18 protein-coding genes are annotated in these 17,794 nt (G+C 67.6%); 13 read left to right on the forward strand and 5 right to left on the reverse strand.

Annotated features, from left to right (window positions below):
• Positions 1–63 precede the first annotated feature (63 nt).
• Positions 64–1,512, reverse strand: coding sequence for an MFS transporter (locus tag EYR15_RS02000; RefSeq protein ID WP_131001199.1), 1,449 nt, complete (start codon positions 1,510–1,512; stop codon positions 64–66).
• Entirely contained in the window at positions 1,512–2,501 is a 990-nt protein-coding gene (gene galE, locus EYR15_RS02005) for a UDP-glucose 4-epimerase GalE (protein ID WP_131001200.1), read from the reverse strand. Before galE ends, EYR15_RS02000 begins: the two co-directional genes overlap by 1 nt.
• Before the next feature lie 241 nt (positions 2,502–2,742).
• Between galE and EYR15_RS02010 the strand changes: the two genes are divergently transcribed.
• The 11 genes from EYR15_RS02010 (at position 2,743) to tilS (ending at position 12,520) form a co-directional block, all read left to right on the forward strand.
• A complete protein-coding gene (locus EYR15_RS02010; RefSeq protein WP_131001201.1) occupies positions 2,743–3,426 on the forward strand; it encodes a sensor histidine kinase family protein in 684 nt (227 codons plus the stop codon).
• A 71-nt stretch (positions 3,427–3,497) separates the two neighbouring features.
• A complete protein-coding gene (locus EYR15_RS02015) occupies positions 3,498–4,295 on the forward strand; it encodes a response regulator (RefSeq protein WP_131001202.1) in 798 nt (265 codons plus the stop codon).
• Between the two features lie 282 nt (positions 4,296–4,577).
• Positions 4,578–4,991: a Dps family protein gene (locus tag EYR15_RS02020; RefSeq protein WP_165455397.1), complete on the forward strand. Its 414-nt coding sequence runs from the start codon at positions 4,578–4,580 to the stop codon at positions 4,989–4,991.
• A 22-nt stretch (positions 4,992–5,013) separates the two neighbouring features.
• Positions 5,014–5,343, forward strand: coding sequence for a hypothetical protein (locus tag EYR15_RS02025; protein ID WP_131001204.1), 330 nt, complete (start codon positions 5,014–5,016; stop codon positions 5,341–5,343).
• 175 nt (positions 5,344–5,518) lie between these two features.
• Complete coding sequence (locus EYR15_RS02030; RefSeq protein WP_131001205.1) at positions 5,519–5,737, forward strand: NepR family anti-sigma factor; 219 nt, start codon at positions 5,519–5,521, stop codon at positions 5,735–5,737.
• Positions 5,734–6,294, forward strand: coding sequence for a sigma-70 family RNA polymerase sigma factor (locus EYR15_RS02035; RefSeq protein ID WP_131001206.1), 561 nt, complete (start codon positions 5,734–5,736; stop codon positions 6,292–6,294). Before EYR15_RS02030 ends, EYR15_RS02035 begins: the two co-directional genes overlap by 4 nt.
• 31 nt (positions 6,295–6,325) lie before the next feature.
• Complete coding sequence (locus EYR15_RS02040; RefSeq protein WP_131001207.1) at positions 6,326–7,675, forward strand: sensor histidine kinase; 1,350 nt, start codon at positions 6,326–6,328, stop codon at positions 7,673–7,675.
• A gap of 31 nt (positions 7,676–7,706) precedes the next feature.
• Complete coding sequence (locus EYR15_RS02045; RefSeq protein WP_131001208.1) at positions 7,707–9,512, forward strand: ABC-F family ATP-binding cassette domain-containing protein; 1,806 nt, start codon at positions 7,707–7,709, stop codon at positions 9,510–9,512.
• A 240-nt stretch (positions 9,513–9,752) separates the two neighbouring features.
• On the forward strand, positions 9,753–10,265 hold the full coding sequence (gene pal, locus EYR15_RS02050) for a peptidoglycan-associated lipoprotein Pal (protein ID WP_131001588.1): 513 nt from the start codon (positions 9,753–9,755) through the stop codon (positions 10,263–10,265).
• Positions 10,266–10,401: 136 nt separating this feature from the next.
• Positions 10,402–11,439 (forward strand): tol-pal system protein YbgF, encoded by a 1,038-nt coding sequence (ybgF, locus tag EYR15_RS02055; RefSeq protein WP_131001209.1) that lies wholly within the window; start codon positions 10,402–10,404, stop codon positions 11,437–11,439.
• Between the two features lie 67 nt (positions 11,440–11,506).
• The gene (tilS, locus tag EYR15_RS02060; RefSeq protein WP_131001210.1) at positions 11,507–12,520 is read left to right on the forward strand and encodes a tRNA lysidine(34) synthetase TilS; all 1,014 of its coding nucleotides are present in this window, start codon (positions 11,507–11,509) and stop codon (positions 12,518–12,520) included.
• Positions 12,521–12,569: 49 nt separating this feature from the next.
• Here tilS and EYR15_RS02065 read toward each other — a convergent pair whose 3' ends face one another.
• Complete coding sequence (locus tag EYR15_RS02065; protein ID WP_131001211.1) at positions 12,570–12,788, reverse strand: hypothetical protein; 219 nt, start codon at positions 12,786–12,788, stop codon at positions 12,570–12,572.
• A 144-nt stretch (positions 12,789–12,932) separates the two neighbouring features.
• On the opposite strand from EYR15_RS02065, the gene EYR15_RS02070 reads away from it, so the two are divergent.
• Positions 12,933–13,469, forward strand: coding sequence for a copper chaperone PCu(A)C (locus tag EYR15_RS02070; RefSeq protein WP_342635531.1), 537 nt, complete (start codon positions 12,933–12,935; stop codon positions 13,467–13,469).
• 110 nt (positions 13,470–13,579) lie between these two features.
• Complete coding sequence (gene recQ, locus EYR15_RS02075) at positions 13,580–15,406, forward strand: DNA helicase RecQ (protein WP_131001212.1); 1,827 nt, start codon at positions 13,580–13,582, stop codon at positions 15,404–15,406.
• A gap of 38 nt (positions 15,407–15,444) precedes the next feature.
• Here the strand turns inward: recQ and EYR15_RS02080 are convergent, their stop codons facing one another.
• Complete coding sequence (locus tag EYR15_RS02080; protein WP_131001213.1) at positions 15,445–16,239, reverse strand: TrmH family RNA methyltransferase; 795 nt, start codon at positions 16,237–16,239, stop codon at positions 15,445–15,447.
• 170 nt (positions 16,240–16,409) lie between these two features.
• Positions 16,410–17,723 (reverse strand): Tol-Pal system beta propeller repeat protein TolB, encoded by a 1,314-nt coding sequence (gene tolB / locus EYR15_RS02085; protein ID WP_131001214.1) that lies wholly within the window; start codon positions 17,721–17,723, stop codon positions 16,410–16,412.
• Between the last annotated feature and the right edge of the window lie 71 nt (positions 17,724–17,794).

Genomic DNA, 17,794 nt, shown 5'->3' on the forward strand with positions numbered 1-17,794 from the left:
GTCTTCCTGCTCCCCGTAGCCGGCGCCTCGCCGCCAACGCGTCGAGACATTCGATGGTTCAGGTCACGCGATCTGCGACAGCGGCGGCGCCACCTCTTCGAGCGATTTGCCTTCCGCGTCCACCCCGAACAGGAGCGCAGCGACGCCTGCCGCGATCATGAGGGCCGCCGCGCCGGCATAGCCCCAGAAGATCGGCCACGGTTCGCCGCCGCCGATCAGACGGCCGAAGATGGAGGGCGCGACCACGCCGCCGATGCCGGTCCCGATCGCGTAGAACGCCGCGATCGCAAGAGCGCGCACCTCAAGAGGAAAGACCTCGCTCGCCGTCAGATAGGCCGAACTCGCGGCTGAGGAGGCGAAGAAGAAGATCATGCACCACGCCGCGGTCTGGGTGACCGCGCTCAACAGGCCGAGCGCGAAGAGGTAGCCGGTGGCGAGCAGCAGAATCCCCGAGACCGCATAGGTCGCGAAGATCATTTTTCGCCGTCCGACCGTGTCAAACAGCGGACCGAGGACGATCGGGCCGATGACGTTGCCAATGGCGAAGGGAACGAGGTAGAGCCCGACATGCGCAGGCTCGGTCCCGTAAAACTTCGTAAGCACTAGGCCGTAAGTGAAGAAGATTGCGTTGTAGAGGAACGCCTGCGCGATCATGAGCAGCAGAACGAGGGCCGAGCGGCCGCGGTAGCGCCCAAGCATCGCGTGGAAGATCAGGCCGAAGCCGAAACTCCGCCGCGGCTCGATCTTGAGGAGGCCGGTCGCCGGCGCAAGCCGCTTGCCGGTCTCGCGCGCGACCTCCTGCTCGATCTCCGCGACGACCTTCTCGCCTTCCTCGAGGAAGCCGTGGGTGACGAGCCAGCGCGGGCTTTCCGGCACGAAGCGGCGCGTGAACAGGATGAGCAGGCCGAGCGCCGCGCCGATGCCGAAGCCCAGCCGCCAGCCGAGGTCGACGGGCACGATCGCGGGATCGAGCAGCACGACGGTCGCGCCCGAACCAAGCGCGGCGCCGGCCCAAAAGCTGCCGTTGACGATGAGCGCGACGCGGCCGCGCAGCCGCGCAGGCGTCATCTCGTCGATCGCGGAGTTGATCGCCGCGTATTCCCCGCCGATGCCGACGCCCGTCAGGAAGCGGAAGGCGGCGAGGCTCCACACGTCGAACGCAAAGGCGGACAGCAGGACGCCGGCGACGTAGATGCCGAGGGTCGCAAAGAAGATCAGCTTGCGGCCGAAGCGGTCGGTCAGCCAGCCGAAGGCCAACGCGCCGGCCACCGCGCCCAGGAGATAGGCGGAGGCCAGCCCGCCGATCCCAGCTTCGCTGAGGGCCAGCGTGTCGGCATGCTGGAGGATCGGGCCGAGCGCGCCGACGATCGTGACCTCGAGCCCGTCGAGCGCCCAGGTCACGCCAAGCGCGATGACGACGAGAAGATGGAAGCGCGACCAGGGCAGCCGGTCGAGGCGCGCGGGGATGTCGGTCTCGACAGCTGCCGCGACTGCCTCCCGGCGCGGCGCCATCAGGCCGCGTCGCGCTGGGCGAGACGCTGCTCCCAGGCGAGCGCGTGGCCGACGATCGTGTCGAGATCGTCATGGTCCGGCGTCCATTTCAACGTCTGGCGGGCGACAGACGCATCGGCCACCAGCGAAGCGGGATCGCCGTCGCGCCGAGGAGCGCGCTTCACCGGGAAATCGACGCCGGAGACGCGCTTCACCGATTCGATCACTTCGAGGACAGAGGCACCACGGCCGTACCCGCAATTCGCCGTGAGCGGCGCGCCACCGCCGGCGAGATAGTCGAGCGCCTGCAGATGCGCCTTGGCCAGGTCGGACACGTGGATGTAGTCCCGTACGCAGGTGCCGTCGCGCGTCGGATAATCATCGCCGAATATGTCGAGGCCGGCGCGCTTCCCGACGACGACGCCCGCCGCCGTCTTGATGAGATGCGTCGCGCGCGCGCTCGATTGACCCGCCCTGCCCTGCGGGTCGGCGCCAGCGACGTTGAAGTAGCGCAGGACGACGTAAGGCAGACCGTAGGCGCGCGCGCTGTCCGCGAGCATGCGCTCCGTCATCAGCTTCGACGCGCCGTAGGGCGAGACCGGGTCGAGCGGCGACGTCTCCTTGAGCGGCTCGGCCGAGGCCTCCCCGTAGACGGCCGCGGTGGACGAGAAGACGAAGCGCTTCACGCCGCTCTTCACCGCCGCAGCGATCAGCGCGCGGGAGCGCACGGTGTTGTTGAGGTAGTAGTCGAGCGGATCGGTCACCGAGTCCGGAACCACGATCGAGCCCGCAAAATGGACGATCGCGTCGATTCCCTTCTCGGCGATCACCTTCGCGACGAGCGCTTCATCCGAAACGCATCCCTCGACGAAATCCGCCGCGGCGGGGACCGCCGTCCGGAAGCCCGTGGACAGATTGTCGAGCACCGCGACCTGCTGCCCCGCGTCGAGCAGGGCGAGGACCATGTGGCTGCCGATATAGCCGGCGCCGCCCGTCACAAGGATTGTCATTGCTTCCCCCAAACGTCTGGCGGCGGAACTTTCCGATTCACGACCCGAGGCAAGACCACGACGCTTCGAGATGCAAGCGGCCAACGGCCGCAGCAGCGCTCCATCATCCGTGGGGGCCGCGTCCAGTCCTAAAGCGGCAACCGCTTTGAAGCGGCGCTCTGCGAGACGCCAGCTAAATTCCCTGCCTCTTCGCGTGAAAATACATAGCAGCTTACCCCCGATGCAGGATAAATCCCTCGGGATGGAAAACAATCGCGGCCATATCGATCAGATTCCGGACGCTGGCGCGAAGGAAGGCGAGAGCGCCGCCGTCGCAGAGCTCCGCCACCAGTTCCGCAACCAGATCCAGACGATGACGAGCCTCGTCGGGCTCTTCGGCGACCGCATGGAGCCAGGACCGGCCCGAGCCGCCTTCCTCGACCTACGGGCGCGCTTCGAAGCGACCGCCGTGATGCAGTCCGAAGAGTTCGCTCGCGGTGGCGACGTGCGCTGCGACGCCATGCTTGCGGCGCTCGCTCGACGCATCGCTGTCCTTTACGATCCCGGCGGCCGGATGGCCCTTCATGTCGAGACCGCGCATTTCGCGGCCGAGGCGAAACGCGCAGCGACGATCGCGCAGCTTTTCGCCGAAATGCTGATCGAATTCTTCCGTGCCGGAGGCGCAAAACATGCGGAGGCGTCGGCGAAGATCTTCGTCGGCGCTGGACCCGACGGCGCCCTGCGCCTCAGGATCGCCGGGCCCGCCTTGCCGCCGGCCGGTCAGCCGGACGGCGGTGATACGCTCGGCCGCATGATCATGGACAGTCTGGCGCAGAGCCTTGCCGGTCGCGTCGAACGCGAAACGGCGGACAGGTTCTTGCTCGAAGCGACGGCGTCCGGGAATCCCGATCCGGGCAAGGCCTGGAAAGTTGACTTGGCGGCGTGAAGTCTTGCTGATTGCCGCGACAGCGCCATCTTGCGCGCCGTCGACCCTCTTTTGAGTTCGGACCCAAGTTTATGGCACTCGCCGACACGATCGCGCCCCATCTTCCTTTCCTGCGCCGCTACGCCCGCGCGCTGACGGGCCGACAGGACAGCGGCGACGCCTATGTCGCCGCAGTCCTGAAAGCGCTGATCGCGGACCCCTCCATCTTCCCGAGCGACAGCGAGCCGCGCGTCGGCCTCTACGCGATCTTCTCGCGCATCTGGTCGTCGGTCGCGCTCAACGTCGAGACCGGTGTCGAGTCGCCCGAAAGCGAGCGCACGATCGAGGCGCTGACGCCGCGCTCCCGCCAAGTCTTCCTGCTCGTCTCGGTCGAAGGTTTCACGCCGTCGGAAGCCGCCCAGATCCTCGGCATCTCCGAGCCCGACATCGCCCAGGCGATCGACGAGGCCGGCCGCGAGATCGCCGAGCAGGTCGCGACCGACGTGCTCATCATCGAGGACGAGCCGATCATCGCGATGGATCTCGCGAAGCTCGTCGAGGGTCTCGGCCACAACGTCATCGGCACCGCTCGGACCCATACCGAGGCCGTCGCCCTCGCCGGCCGTTCGTCGCCGGGACTCGTTCTCGCCGACATCCAGCTCGCCGACGGCTCGTCGGGTCTCGAGGCGGTAAACGAGATGCTGCCGAACCTCGACGTTCCGGTGATCTTCATCACCGCCTACCCCGAGCGCCTGCTGAGCGGCGAGCGTCCGGAGCCGGTGTTCCTCGTCACGAAGCCTTTCCAGGCCTCGACCGTGAAGGCGATCGTCAGCCAGGCCCTGTTCTTCGGCGCCAAGGCCCGCAACGCGGATCGCCGCGGCGCCGCCTGAGCGTCCACCGCCGATCGAGATGACAAGCGCCGCGCGCCGTCGTGAGACGGCGCGGCGCTTTGCGTTTGCGATCGTTTTTAGCGGCGCGGCGCTGAAACTTTCTGTCAACTTTCGCGTTCTGGCACCAAGCCCCGGAGCGGGCAGGCAATCAGGCCGAGACCTAGTCCGGCGACAAGGGGTCTCGGTATGTCTCAGGCAAGCGCCGTATCGAACGTACGACCCATTTCAAAGGGCATCGACGTCGGGATCAGCGACATTGATCGCAAGGCTATCGCGGAGATGTTGAGCGAAGTCACGGTCCAGACCTACCGGACGCTCCTACGCTCCCAGGTCGTGCACTGGAATGTGGTCGGCCCGCTCTTCCAGCCGATCCACACCCTGACCGAGCAGCACTACACCGAACTCTTCGCCGCGATCGACCTAATCGCCGAGCGGATTCGCGCTCTCGGCCATGCTGTGCCGACCGGCAAGGCGGCCGCAGGCCTCGACCGGGCTCTCTCGCTTGGCGACCGCACGACGGCAAAGGCGATGATCGAGGAATTGATCGAGGATCATCAATCCATCGCCCGTCTCATCCGCGAAGGCGCGACCGAGGCGGAAGATCGCAACGATTTCGTCACGCATGACTTGATGGCCAACCGACTAGCCTTCCACGAGAAGGCGGTCTGGATGCTCCGGGCGACCATCGCGGATTAACGCAAAACGAAAGGATATGAGCATGGCGTATGTCAGCCACAGTTCCTATCATGCGTATGGTCGTTCCAGGGACTGGTCCCGCTTCGACGCATCGCTTCTCGGACGCGCCGCGATCGTCGCTCTCGCCGCTGGCGCCGCTGTGGTCGCCCTCTCGGGCGCAGCGATGGAAGAAGGCGGCGCGAAGGAGCAGCGAGTTCTCGGCAAAGGCGACAGGATCGTCGCGGCCAGCGTCATGATCCCGGCGGCGTCGAAGACATACGTGGTCGATGGGCCCTCTCGCACGACGACCGTCGAGAAAGGGTCAGTTGCGGGGCTTTCCCAGGACTCGCCTTACGCCGCCGCGTTCAAATGAGCTCGTTGGGGCGGCTCATAGCGAGCCGCCCTTCGGGTATGCTTACGATGTTTTATGTTTAATAGTCTTAGATATTGAGACGCGAGACTTGTCGCCGGAACTTGGCTTCTATCTCTAGAGCTGACGAAGCAATCCTGGCTGCGGAGCGCGCGTCCGTGGACAGTAAGGTGAGTGCATGACCCAGGGGAATTCCGACACGCAAGGCGCTCCGGACAACAGGTTGGACTCCGACGTGCAGGCCCATATCGGTCGTCAGCTCCGCGCCGGCTATGTCGACATCCTGAATCAGCCCGTGCCCGATCGCTTCCTCGAACTTCTGGCTCAGCTTGACCAGCGCGAGGAACAATCGGGACCTTCGAGCACTGATGGCGCGCTGAAGAACTGCTCGCGATGAGCGATCCCACCGTTCGCGCGCCGCGCGACGAGCTCTTGATCCACATTCCCAGCCTGCGCGCCTTCGCGGTGTCGCTGTCGGGTCAGATCGACCGTGCGGACGACCTCGTGCAGGAGACGCTGGTCAAGGCATGGCGCAACCTCGGCAGCTTTACCGAGGGTACGAACATGCGCGCGTGGCTCTTTACGATTTTGCGCAACGTCTACATTTCCGAAATCCGCCGCCGCCGCCGCGAAGTGCAGGACACCGACGGCGTGTTTTCCGAAAGCGTCGCGGTGGCGCCGCAGCAGAACGGCCACATGGATTTGGCCGACTTCCGCAAGGCGCTGACCGAACTGCCCGAGGAGCAACGCGAGGCGCTGATTCTGATCGGCGCCGCCGAGTTTTCCTACGAGGAAGCGGCGGAGATCGCGGGCTGTGCGGTCGGCACGGTGAAGAGCCGCGTGAATCGCGCTCGCACAGCGCTCGCGCGTCGGCTCAACTTGGATGTGAGTGAAATCGGACTCGAGCCTGCGCTGAGGGCGGCGCTCGGATCCGTGCGTTCCGGAGCGGCTTGACGCAACGGGTTTCGGCCGGGCGATCGGAAGAGTGAGCAGTTCCGTGTTCAACACCCTCAGAAGGCGGATCGCACTCCTCCTGATCGCGGCGAACCTGCCCGTCATCATTTTCGCGATCGCAATCGGCAAGCAGGAGTTCACGCTCGCCGATCAGTTCGACCGCGATCGGCTGGTGCAGACCGCGGCTTTGGTCGCGGCGCGCGCCGCGCTCAACTCACAACCGGGCCGTGCCCCGGCTGACGCTCTCGCGGGCATTCCACATGATGGCGTCGCGACCGCGATCGTCCGGGGGGATGGCTCGCTGGTCGCCCAGGATGCCAAGGCGTTGAACGACGCCGGCGCAAGCTGGCTGCCGCAGTCCGGTCTTCCCGACAAGCCGGACAGCGACGACTCGCGCATTATGAAGGGGCGCACGGTCGAGGGCGCCGCCTTCCGCTATGCGGTCGCGCCGATCGAGGGCGGCGACATGAAGGCGGTCGCCGGCGCACGCTTCGACTTCTTCGGCCACACGCAGACGCAGTGGCTGTTCTTCGCGCTCGGGCTGCCGGCGCTGATGGTGCTGTCCTGCATCGGCCTTGTCATGTTCGGCATCGAGCGCTTCGTGCTGCGCTGGATTCGGGCGCTGCGCGCGATGGCGGCGTCGTTCGACGGCAGCCGGCGTGACGTCAAAGCGCCGCCGATCGCCGGCGCCCCCCAGGAATTCGCCGAACTCGGCGAAGCCTTCGAAGCGATGTCCAGCCGCGTTCAAGACCGGTCTTCCGCGCTCGAGACCGCGATCGACGGACGCGACCGCCTGCTCCGCGAGCTTCACCACCGGGTGAAGAACAATTTCCAGATGATCGCGAGCCTGCTCGCCCTTCAACGGCAGGAGGCGCCAGCGACCCTCTCTGCGGTGCTGCGCGCGCCGGAGGATCGCGTCCGTGCGATGGCTGCGGCCTACAAGGTGTCCTATGCCTCGGGCGAGATCGGCCATGTCGGCGTGGCGGCGCTGATCCGCGACGTCGCGCTTCAGGCGCGCCAGACGACCGGCGGCCGGATCTTCGAGGTGTCGGCGCATTTCCCTGAAGAGGATTTCGAGATCGGCCTCGATTTCGCGGTGTCGCTCGCGCTGCTCGTCACCGAGCTCCTGAACGCCGCCTCCGCCGCAGGCGAGATTGCGTCCGTTACCGCGGCCGCGCTGCCGAACAGCAAGGTCTCGCTGACGATCTCCGGCCCGCCGCGCGGGTGGCTTCCGACCACCGGCCTGCCGCACCGGCTGATACGCGCCTATGCCGACCAGCTCTCAACCGGACTCGAGGAGCGCGAGGACGGGGCGATCAAGCTCATCATCCAGCTCGCTCAGGACAAGCCGTTCTTCGGGATGCGCGCCGGCGCCGCTTGAGCCCGCGGGTCTCGCGGCTTATCACCCGCCCATGGCCCCTCCTCTTCTGCATCTTCGCGACATTCGCCTCACTTTCGGCGGACGTCCCCTGCTTGACGGCGCCGAGATCGCGGTTTCGGCGGGCGAGCGCCTCGGGCTCGTCGGCCGCAACGGTTCGGGCAAGTCCACGCTGCTCAAGATCGCGGCCGGCGCCGTCGAGGCCGATGAAGGCGAGCGCTTCGTGCAGCCCGGCGCGACGATCCGCTATCTCCCGCAGGAGCCGGATCTTTCGGGTTTCGAGACCCTGCGGTCTTATGTCGAGGCCGGGCTCGCGCCCGGCGACGACGCTTATCGCGCGATCTATTTGCTCGGCTCTCTCGGCCTGACGGGCGACGAACGGCCGGGCAGCCTGTCCGGCGGCGAGGCGCGCCGCGCGGCGCTTGCCCGCGCGCTCGCGCCCGAGCCCGACGTGCTGCTGCTCGACGAGCCCACCAACCATCTCGACCTACCCGCAATCGAATGGCTCGAAGCCGAGCTTCGCCGCTCCCGCTCGGCGCTGGTGCTGATCAGCCACGACCGGCGCTTTCTGCAGACATTGACCCGCGCGACGCTCTGGCTCGACCGCGGCAAGACGCGCCGCCTCAACCAGGGTTTCGGCGCCTTCGAAGCCTGGCGCGACGACGTGCTGGCCGAGGAGGAACGCGACCGGCACAAGCTCGACCGCAAGATCGAGATGGAGAAGGACTGGCTGCGCTATGGCGTGACCGCCAGGCGCAAGCGCAACCAGGGCCGCATGCGCGCGCTTGAAGTCCTGCGCCAGACCCGCAAGGATGCGCGCGGCCCGCAAGGCGGCGTGAAGCTGACGGTGACCGAGGGCGAGACGTCCGGAGCTCTGGTGATCGAGGCGAAGCGCGTCTCGAAGTCGTTCGGCGAACGGCCGATCGTGACGGACTTCTCCACTCGCATCGCGCGCGGCGACCGCGTCGGCCTCGTCGGCGCGAATGGGGCGGGCAAGACGACGCTGCTCAACCTCCTCACCGGGCAGCTTGCGCCGGACGAGGGCACGGTGAAGGTGGGCTCGAACGTGACGGTCGCGACGATCGACCAGCGCCGCGCGAGCCTCGACCCTGACATGTCGCTGCGCGACGCGCTGACGGGCGCAAAGGGCGACACGGTCGAGGTCGGCGGCCAGAGCAAGCATGTCGTGTCCTACATGAAGGACTTCCTGTTCGAGCCGGAACAGGCGGGCTCGCCGGTCAAGGCGCTCTCCGGCGGTGAGCGCGGCCGCCTGCTGCTCGCCCGCGCGCTGGCGCAGCCCGCAAACCTGCTGGTTCTCGACGAGCCGACCAACGACCTCGACCTCGAGACGCTCGATCTCCTGCAGGAGATGATCGCCGACTATCCCGGCACGATCCTGCTCGTCAGCCACGATCGCGACTTCCTCGATCGAACGGTCGGCTCGGTGATCGCGGCCGAGGGCGACGGGCTCTGGACCGAGTTCGCCGGGGGCTATTCCGACATGGTCGCGCAGCGCGGACGCGGCGTCGACGCGCGCGCGGCGGCCTCGGCGCCGAGCCCGAAGAGGAGATCGTCCGAGGTTGCGGCGCCCTCCCCGTCCAAGAAGAAGCTCTCCTTCAAGGACCAGCACGCGCTCGACACGCTGCCGAAGACCATCAAGGCGCTCGAGGCCGAGATCACCCGGCTCGAGGCCCGGATCGCAGATCCGGCGCTCTACACGAAGGACCCCGCAGCCTTCGCCGCGGCGACCGATGCTCTCGGGAAAGCGCAAGCGGAGCGCGCCGCGGCGGAGGATCGCTGGCTTGAGCTCGAAATGATGCGCGAGGAACTGGCGGGCTGACGCAGCTCCGCCTGCGAGCCGTCCTGTTGCAGCTTGGACTCACCCTGCGATCAATCTCAGTCGCCACGCTGAAGCGCCATGATCGCGACGCGTTCGCCTTCGAAAGCTGAAGCCGGGACAGGGCGTCTCAGGGTTCGCGGAAACGGCTTCTTAAGCCTAACGGAACCTTCGGTTAACGGGGAGGATGCTATGGATCGCGCAACGGACAGCCATAAGGAGTTGAAGGGCATGTTGCGTACCATGCGTATTGGAAACGGCGCGAAGATCGCCGCCGTGATCTGCGCTGCGATGCTTCTGGGCGCCTGCGCCAAGAAGTCAGGCGCGGACGGACTGGACGGCGCCGGCGGTTACGGCGCAAATGGCGGCGGACGCGGCGGCCCTCCCGGCAGCCAGCAGGACTTCGTCGTGAACGTTGGCGACCGCGTGTTCTTCGAGACCGACTCGACTGAGCTCACCTCGACCGCGCGCTCGACGCTCGACAAGCAGGCTTCGTGGCTGTCGCGCTACCCGCGCTACGCGATCACGGTCGAAGGCCACGCCGACGAGCGCGGCACCCGCGAGTACAACTTCGCGCTCGGCGCCCGTCGCGGCCAGGTGGCTCGTGACTACCTCGCCGCCCGCGGCGTCGGTGGCGGCCGTATCCGTACGATCTCCTACGGCAAGGAGCGTCCGGTCGCGGTTTGCGACGACATCTCGTGCTGGTCGCAGAACCGCCGCGCCGTCACCGTGCTGAGCGGCGGCGCCGGCTCCTAACGCCGAGCCACCCGGTTCCGGCGGCCCGACTTAGATCGAGGGCCGCCGGAATCAGCCCTAATTCGGCCGAACTGGGGGCGTAGCGGCAATCTTGCCCGCCGACGTATTTCAAAATCGCCCGGACGCCCGCCAGATCATGAACGCTCCATCGCGCTTCTCGCCGCTCCGCCTTGCAGCGCTTGGGCTCGGACTCGCCTGCGCTGCGCCGGGGGCGGCGTTCGCCCAGGCCGCGCCGGCCTGGCTCAGCGACCGCGTCGATCAGGTCGAGCAGAAACTGGCCTTCTTCGGCTCGCGAGAGGCCCGCGAGAGCGCCCCGCCCGCCGCCACCCCAGCGCAGGCTTCCTCGATGGCCGACATCGCGGTGCGGCTGGATCGCATCGAGAACCAGATGCGCACGATGAACGGGCGCATCGAGCAGTTGGAGTTTCAGGGCCGCAAGAACGACGAAGGCCTCAAGCGCATGCAGGGCGACGTCGACTTCCGCCTGCAGGATCTCGAAAGCGGCAAATCCGGCGGGGCGAAGCCCCAGAAGCGCGGCGACGCCGCCGATCCCGCTCCAACGTCGACGGCGTCGACCAGCGGACAAGGCGGCGGCTCTTTGGGCGGTTCCTCGGGTCAAAGCGGCGCAGGCGCGCGACCGGCCGATCTCGGCTCCACGCGTTCGAGCGACGCGATCGGCGGCCTGCTTGACGACCGCGACGATTCCGACGGCCCGATGCGCATCACGCCTCCGGGCGCCGGCGGCAATGATCGCACGGCGTCTCGCGACGCTGGCGGCGACGCCGGGGTGCTCGCCGGGGCCGGCGGCCCGCGCGACCAGTTCGACCTCGGCGTCGGCTTCATCCAGCGGCGCGACTACCCGCAGGCCGAGGCGACGTTCCGCGACTTCCTGCGCCAATATCCGAAGGACGCCAAGGCGCCCGAGGCGCAATACTGGCTTGGCGAAAGTCTCTACCAGCGGAAGAAATTCACCGACGCCGCCGAGAACTTCCTCGCGATCTACAATTCCGCGCCGCAGTCTCCGAAAGCGCCCGAGAGCATGCTGAAGCTCGGCATGTCGCTGAACGGGATGGGCCAGAAGGAGCAGGCCTGCGCCGCAATCGCGGAGGCGGGCAAGAAATATGCGCGCATCAAGCCCCAGTCCGACCGCGAGCTGAAGCGCATCGCCTGCTAAAGGCGGATCGCCATCCCGAAGCGAGCTCGGAATGACGCGCTGGGGGCGACTGCGCTAACCTGCCGGCATGCTCGACCGCGCCCCTGCGCCTGACGCCGCGCCGATCCAGTCCGACGAAGCCGCCGCGATCTTCGCGCGCGCGTTCGGCGACGCCGGTCACGTGCTGCTTGCGGTTTCCGGCGGCGCGGACTCCACCGCCCTCCTGATCCTCGCCGCAGAATGGCGGGACGCGCCGCGCCTCTCGGTCGCGACCGTCAACCATGGCCTGCGAGCGGAAGCCGTGACCGAGGCGGCTGATGTCGCGGAACTCGCTGGACGTCTCGGCCTCTCCCACGCGATCCTCGCGGCGCCTGTCTCTTCGAAAACCCGGATCGAAGCCGCGGCTCGCGAAGTTCGCTATTCGGCGCTCCGCGAGCATGCGGACCGGATTGGCGCCGACGCCATCGCCACCGCGCATACGCTCGACGATCAGGCGGAGACGGTGCTGATGCGGCTCGCGGCCGGCAGCGGCCCCGCTGGCCTCGCCGCCATGCGCCCGGAAACCACGCGCGACGGCTTGCGGCATTTCCGTCCGCTGCTCGACGTGCCGAAGACGCGGCTCGTCGCGAGCCTCGCGGCGCGCGGGATTGGCTGGTCGGAAGACGCAATGAATGCCGACTCCCGCTTCGCCCGCCCCCGCTTGCGGACCGCACGGGACGCGCTCGCGGCGGAAGGGCTGACCGCACGGCGGCTCGGCCGGTTCGCGACCCGCATGGCGCGGGCGGACGCCGCGATCGCGCACGCCGTGGACCAAGCAGCCGACGCCCACGTCGCAATGGACGCCCGCGATCAGCTCGTCGTCTCGGCGTTTGCTGGCCTGCCCGAGGAAATCCTGCTGCGCCTTCTCGCCCGGCTGATCGCGCAAGCCGGCGGCGGCGAGCTGCGGCTCGAGCGGCTGGAGCGGCTGATCGGACGCATCCTCGGCGAACCCAAGGGCGCCGCGACGCTCGCGGGCGCGAAAATCGGCTGGAGGCGGGACGCGATTGTGGTCTCAGCCGCGCCGCCCCGCCGCGATGGCGCGGCCACAGTCCCGGGCGTATGAAGAGCGTCATGCGCTTCAGGCTTCCAGGCGTCTTCGCCGTCGCCCTCGCTTATGTCTTCATCGTGTCGGCAGCGCTCAGCGCTTCCGCGCTCGGAGCGCATGCCGCGCGCGCCGCGATGGGTGCGGAGATCTGCCAGCCGGAGGGCCGCGGCGGTTCTTCGGAGCGTGCCGTCTGCCAGGCCCTCTGCCAGATCGCCGGCGCGCCGATGATGGCGTCGCCGACGGCGCCTTCTTTCAGCGCGCTCAGCTTGCAGCCATTCTCGGCCATTGCTCGCGAAAGTGCGCGGCCGGGCGTGCCTGAAGCCATCGAAGCTGCGGCGCGGGGACCGCCTGCTGCGTGAGGCCTCCTGTCGATGAGCTAAAAATTCATTCGCGGCCGAGGCTGAAGCCAGCCGCCCGGAGCACTGAACCCATGTCCCGCATGATCTACGCCGCAATCCTGAGCGCCTGCGCGCTCACGCTCGTCTCGCCCGCCTCCGCCCATGAGTACAAGCTGGGCGATCTCACAATCGGCCATCCATGGTCGCGCGCCACTCCGCCCGGGGCAAAGGTCGGCGGCGGCTTCCTCACCATCGAAAACAAGGGGTCGACGCCCGACCGACTGGTCGCGGTCTCCGCGAGTTTCGCCCAAAAGGCCGAGATGCACGAGACGCTCACCGAGGACGGCGTGTCCAAGATGCGCCCGCTGAAGGACGGGGTGGAGGTAAAGCCCGGCGAGACGGTGACCTTCGAGCCCGGCGGAAAGCACCTGATGTTCATCGGCCTCGCCGCTCCTCTGAAGCAGGGCGATCGGGCGAAGGGCGAACTGACCTTCGAGAAGGCCGGCAAAGTCGACGTCGAGTTCGCGGTCGAAGCGGCCGGTTCGAGCCCGAAAAAGCAGATGGACGGCGATATGAAGGGCATGGACCACGGTTCCATGGATCATTCGGGGATGAAGCAGGGCCAGTGACGCCAAGCTATCGCGTCCCGGCGCGCCGGGACGCGATAGCGGCTGGCTCCACAGCCCAGATGGCCCGTGCCGTCGCTTCGAGCGGTCGAATCCCTTAACCTTGCGGTCAGATGACCGCACTCGCTCGCACTCTTCCCAGCCCCGGCCTCGAAGCTGAAAAATACCGCGTTCTCAAGGAGGCGTTCGGCTTCGAAGCATTCCGCCCGGGCCAGGAGCGGGTGATCGATGCGCTGCTCGCCGGCCGCGACGTGCTGGCGGTGATGCCGACAGGCGCCGGCAAGTCACTCTGCTACCAGGTGCCGGCGCTTGTCATGGGCGGGCTGGCGATCGTCATCTCGCCTTTGATCGCGCTGATGCAGGATCAGGTCGCGGGGCTGCTTCTCGACGGCGTGCAGGCCGAGGCGATCCATTCGGCCAAGACCCGCGAGGAGAACGTCGCCTCATGGCGGCGCGTCGCGTCAGGCGAGGCGAAGCTGCTCTACCTCGCGCCCGAGCGGCTGATGACCGGCCGCATGCTCTCCGCTTTATCGCGCCTGCCGGTGTCGCTGATCGCGATCGACGAGGCGCACTGCATCTCGCAATGGGGCCACAGCTTCCGCGCCGAATATCTTGCGCTGGGGAACGCCCACGAGGCGCTTCCCAGGGCGCGGCTGGTCGCGCTCACCGCCACCGCCGACGAGACCACCCAAGCCGACATTCTGCAGAAGCTTTTTTCCGGGCGGGCGGAAAAGTTCGTCGCGGGCTTCGACCGGCCGAATATCTCGATCGCCGTGCAGGACAAGCGCGACGTCGGCCAGGCGATTGAATCCTACGTGAAGGCTCGGCCGGGCATGAGCGGGGTGGTCTATCGCCTATCCCGCAAGAAGGTCGACGAGACCACCGCGCGTCTTCAAGCCGCGGGCGTGAAGGCGCTGGCTTATCATGCCGGCATGGACGCCGGCGACCGCGCAACGGCGCAGGAGGCGTTTCTGGCCGAGCCCGGCGTGGTGATGGTCGCGACCGTCGCATTCGGCATGGGCATCGACAAATCGGACGTGCGCTTCGTCCTGCATGGCGACGCCCCCGGCTCGCTCGAAGCCTACTATCAGGAGATCGGCCGCGCGGGCCGCGACGGCGAGCCGGCGGAAGCCCTGATGTTCTATGGGCTTGAGGACATCCGAACCCGCCGCCGGTTCATCGACGAGGAGGACAGCGCACCGGAGCGCAAGCGCATGGAGGCGCAGCGGCTCGACGCGCTGGTGGGCTTCTGCGAGACGACTGCATGCAGGCGTCAGACCCTGCTCAGCTATTTCGGCGAGACGTCCGGCCCCTGCGGAAACTGCGACACCTGCCTCGACCCGCCGGAAGTGATCGACGGCACGGAGGAAGCGCGGCTGCTGCTGCAGTTGATCGCGGCGACCGGCGAGCGTTTCGGCGCGGCGCATATCGTGGCGCTCGCCGTCGGGCATCTGTCGGAGACGGTGGAGGCGCGCGGCCATTCCAGCCTGCCCGGTTTCGGCAATGGCGCGGACCGCCCGGCGGCCGAATGGCGCGCGATCATCCGGCAGCTCGTCTCGGCGGGCGCAGTGGCTGTCGAGGCCGGCGCCTATGGCGGACTGACGATCACGTCCCGCGGCGCGCGCGTGCTCGAAGGCGTGGACCGCATCACCATCGCGAAGCCCAAGCCGAAGTCGCGCGAGCGCCGCCGCATGGCGGCCGAGGCGATCGCGCCGGTCGGCGTGGACATGGCCCTGCTCGCCAAGCTGAAGACGCTGCGGCGGGAGCTCGCCATCGCCCGCGCCGTGCCGGCCTATGTGATTTTCTCCGACAGGACGCTGATGGAGATGGCCGCCGCCCGCCCACAGAACGAGGACGCGCTGGCGCGTGTGAAGGGCGTGGGCGCCGCCAAGCTGGAGGCGTTCGGCGACGTGTTTTTGAAGGTTCTGCGCGACGGTTAGGACTCCTCATCTCTCCCCAAGCAGAGCTCGGGGAGGGATCATAGCGTCAGCGCATAGAGCGCGACCGCGCTCGTCGCGGCCACGTTCAGGCTGTCGAATCCCGCAGCCATCGGGATGCGCACGGTCTTCGCCCGCGCCATCAGCGAGGCGGCCAGGCCGGGTCCTTCGGCGCCAAGCAACAGCGCGATGCGTGGCGTGCGTTCGACCTCCGACAGCAGCCGATCGCCCGAGGGGCTGAGCGCCAGGACTTCGAACCTCTCCGCTTCCAGCGCATCGAGCATGGCTTCTGACGAGGCGCCCCGGGAAAACGGCGTGATCAGGCTGGCGCCGACGGAGACGCGGATCGCCTTGCGGTAGAGCGGATCGCAGGACGCGCCGTCGAGCAGCACGGCGGCGGCACCGAAGGCGGCGGCGTTGCGAAAAATCCCGCCGACATTGTCGTGGTTGGAAACGCCCGAGAGCGCAACGACCAACGCGCGCTCCGGCAGACCGGCGAGTAGCGCTGCGGCGTCCGGCGTCGACGCGCGACGGCCGATCGCCAGCAGGCCGCGGTGAATGTGGAAGCCTACGACTGCGTCCATCACTGCTTGAGACGCGACATAGACCGGCGTCGCCCCCGGCAGATCAGTCAGCAGCGGCTCGACGGCGGCGAGCCTGCTCTCCCCGACCAGCAGACTCTGCGCGACGTGCCGCGAGCGCGTCCCGAGCAGAAGTCGCAGCACCACCTCGCCTTCCGCCACGAACCGCTCGCCGCGGCCGACGACGTCCCGCTCCCGCACCGCGCGATAGTCGGCGATGCGGGGATCTTCGGCGTCGATGACGGGGATGAACATGGATTTTGTCTAGCGCGGCGCTCGTGTCCCGGACTTGATCCGAGACCCCAGACGCGCAAACGCTTCAAGGTGCAACGTCATCCTCCGGCTTATCCGGAGGATCCATGTCGAGTTGGAGCTTGCCACCCCGGATCAGGTTCGGGAGACGGACGCTGCGCTTGGCCCCCGCCTCAGTTCAGCAGCGGCGACCAGGCCGGGTCGGAGGCGAAGCCCGGCGTCGGCACGCGCTGCTCGTTTCGGCCGGTGACGTCGATCGAGTAGATTTTTGGGCCGCCGCCGGTGTCGCGGAAGAACATCAGCACCCGGCCATTCGGCGCCCAGGTCGGACCCTCGTTGTGGAAGCCCTCGGTCAGGATGCGCTCGCCCGTGCCGTCGGGCCGCATCACGCCGATCGCGAACTTGCCGCCGGACTGCTTGGTGAAGGCGATGAGGTCGCCGCGCGGGCTCCAGACAGGGGTCGAATAGCGCCCCTCGCCGAAGGAAATGCGCTGCGCGCCGCCTCCGCTCGACGGCATCACGTAGATCTGCTGATTGCCGCCGCGATCGCTCTCGAACACGATTTTCTGGCCGTCAGGCGAATAAGACGGCGAGGTGTCGATCGCCCCGCTGTCGGTGAGCTTGGTGGTGGCGCGCGAACGGAGGTCCATCACGTAGATCGCGGAATTACCGTTCTGCTCAAGGCTCAGCGCCACCTTCTGGCCGTCCGGGGAAAACCGCGGCGCAAAGGTCATGCCGGGGAAGTTGCCGACCTGCTCGCGCTGACCGGTCTCGATGTTCAGCAGGTAGACCCTGGGGTCCGCATTGCCGAACGACATGTAGGTGATCTCCTGGCTCGTCGGGCTGAAGCGCGGGGTCAGCACGAGCTCGGAGCCGGAGGTGATGAACCGGCTGCCGTAGCCGTCCTGGTCCATGATGGCGAGGCGCTTGACGCGCTTGTTCTTCGGCCCGCTCTCGTCGACATAAACGACGCGGGTGTCGAAATAGCCTTTCTCGCCGGTCAGCTTCTCGTAGATCATGTCGGCGATCAGATGCGCCACGCGCCGCCAGTTCTTGTCGGTGAAGAACTGCTGGCCCTCGAGCTGGCTGCCGCCGAACACGTCCCACAGCCGGAATTCGGTGCGGATGCGCCCGTCGCCCTGACGGACCATCTGACCGGTGACCAGCGCCTGCGCGTTGATGATGCGCCAGTCGCCGAAGCGCGGCGACGCGTCGAAATTCGAGATCTTTTCGATGAAGGCGCGCTGGTCGATCGGCGCGAACAGGCCGGAGCGCTGGAGGTCGGCCGTGATCACGCCCGCCATATCGCGCGCCAGCTGGGGGTCGCTTCCGTTTGCGAGGAAATCTGGAATCGCGATCGGCAGCGGCTGGACGTTGCCCTGGTTGATGTCGATCGACACCTGGGCGTGCGCCGGCGCGGCGATGCCCGCCAGCGCGAAGCAGGCGAGCGCCGCGGCGCGGAGAAGGCGGAGAGGGTGAAGAATCATCAGGCTCTTCCGGGTGCGGCGCGAGAGGAACGCGTAGACGAGTCGGCGACGGAACGCGATTGGGAAGAAAG

The sequence above is a fragment of the Hansschlegelia quercus genome, from assembly GCF_004310425.1.
Classification (GTDB): Bacteria; Pseudomonadota; Alphaproteobacteria; order Rhizobiales; family Methylopilaceae; genus Methylopila; species Methylopila quercus.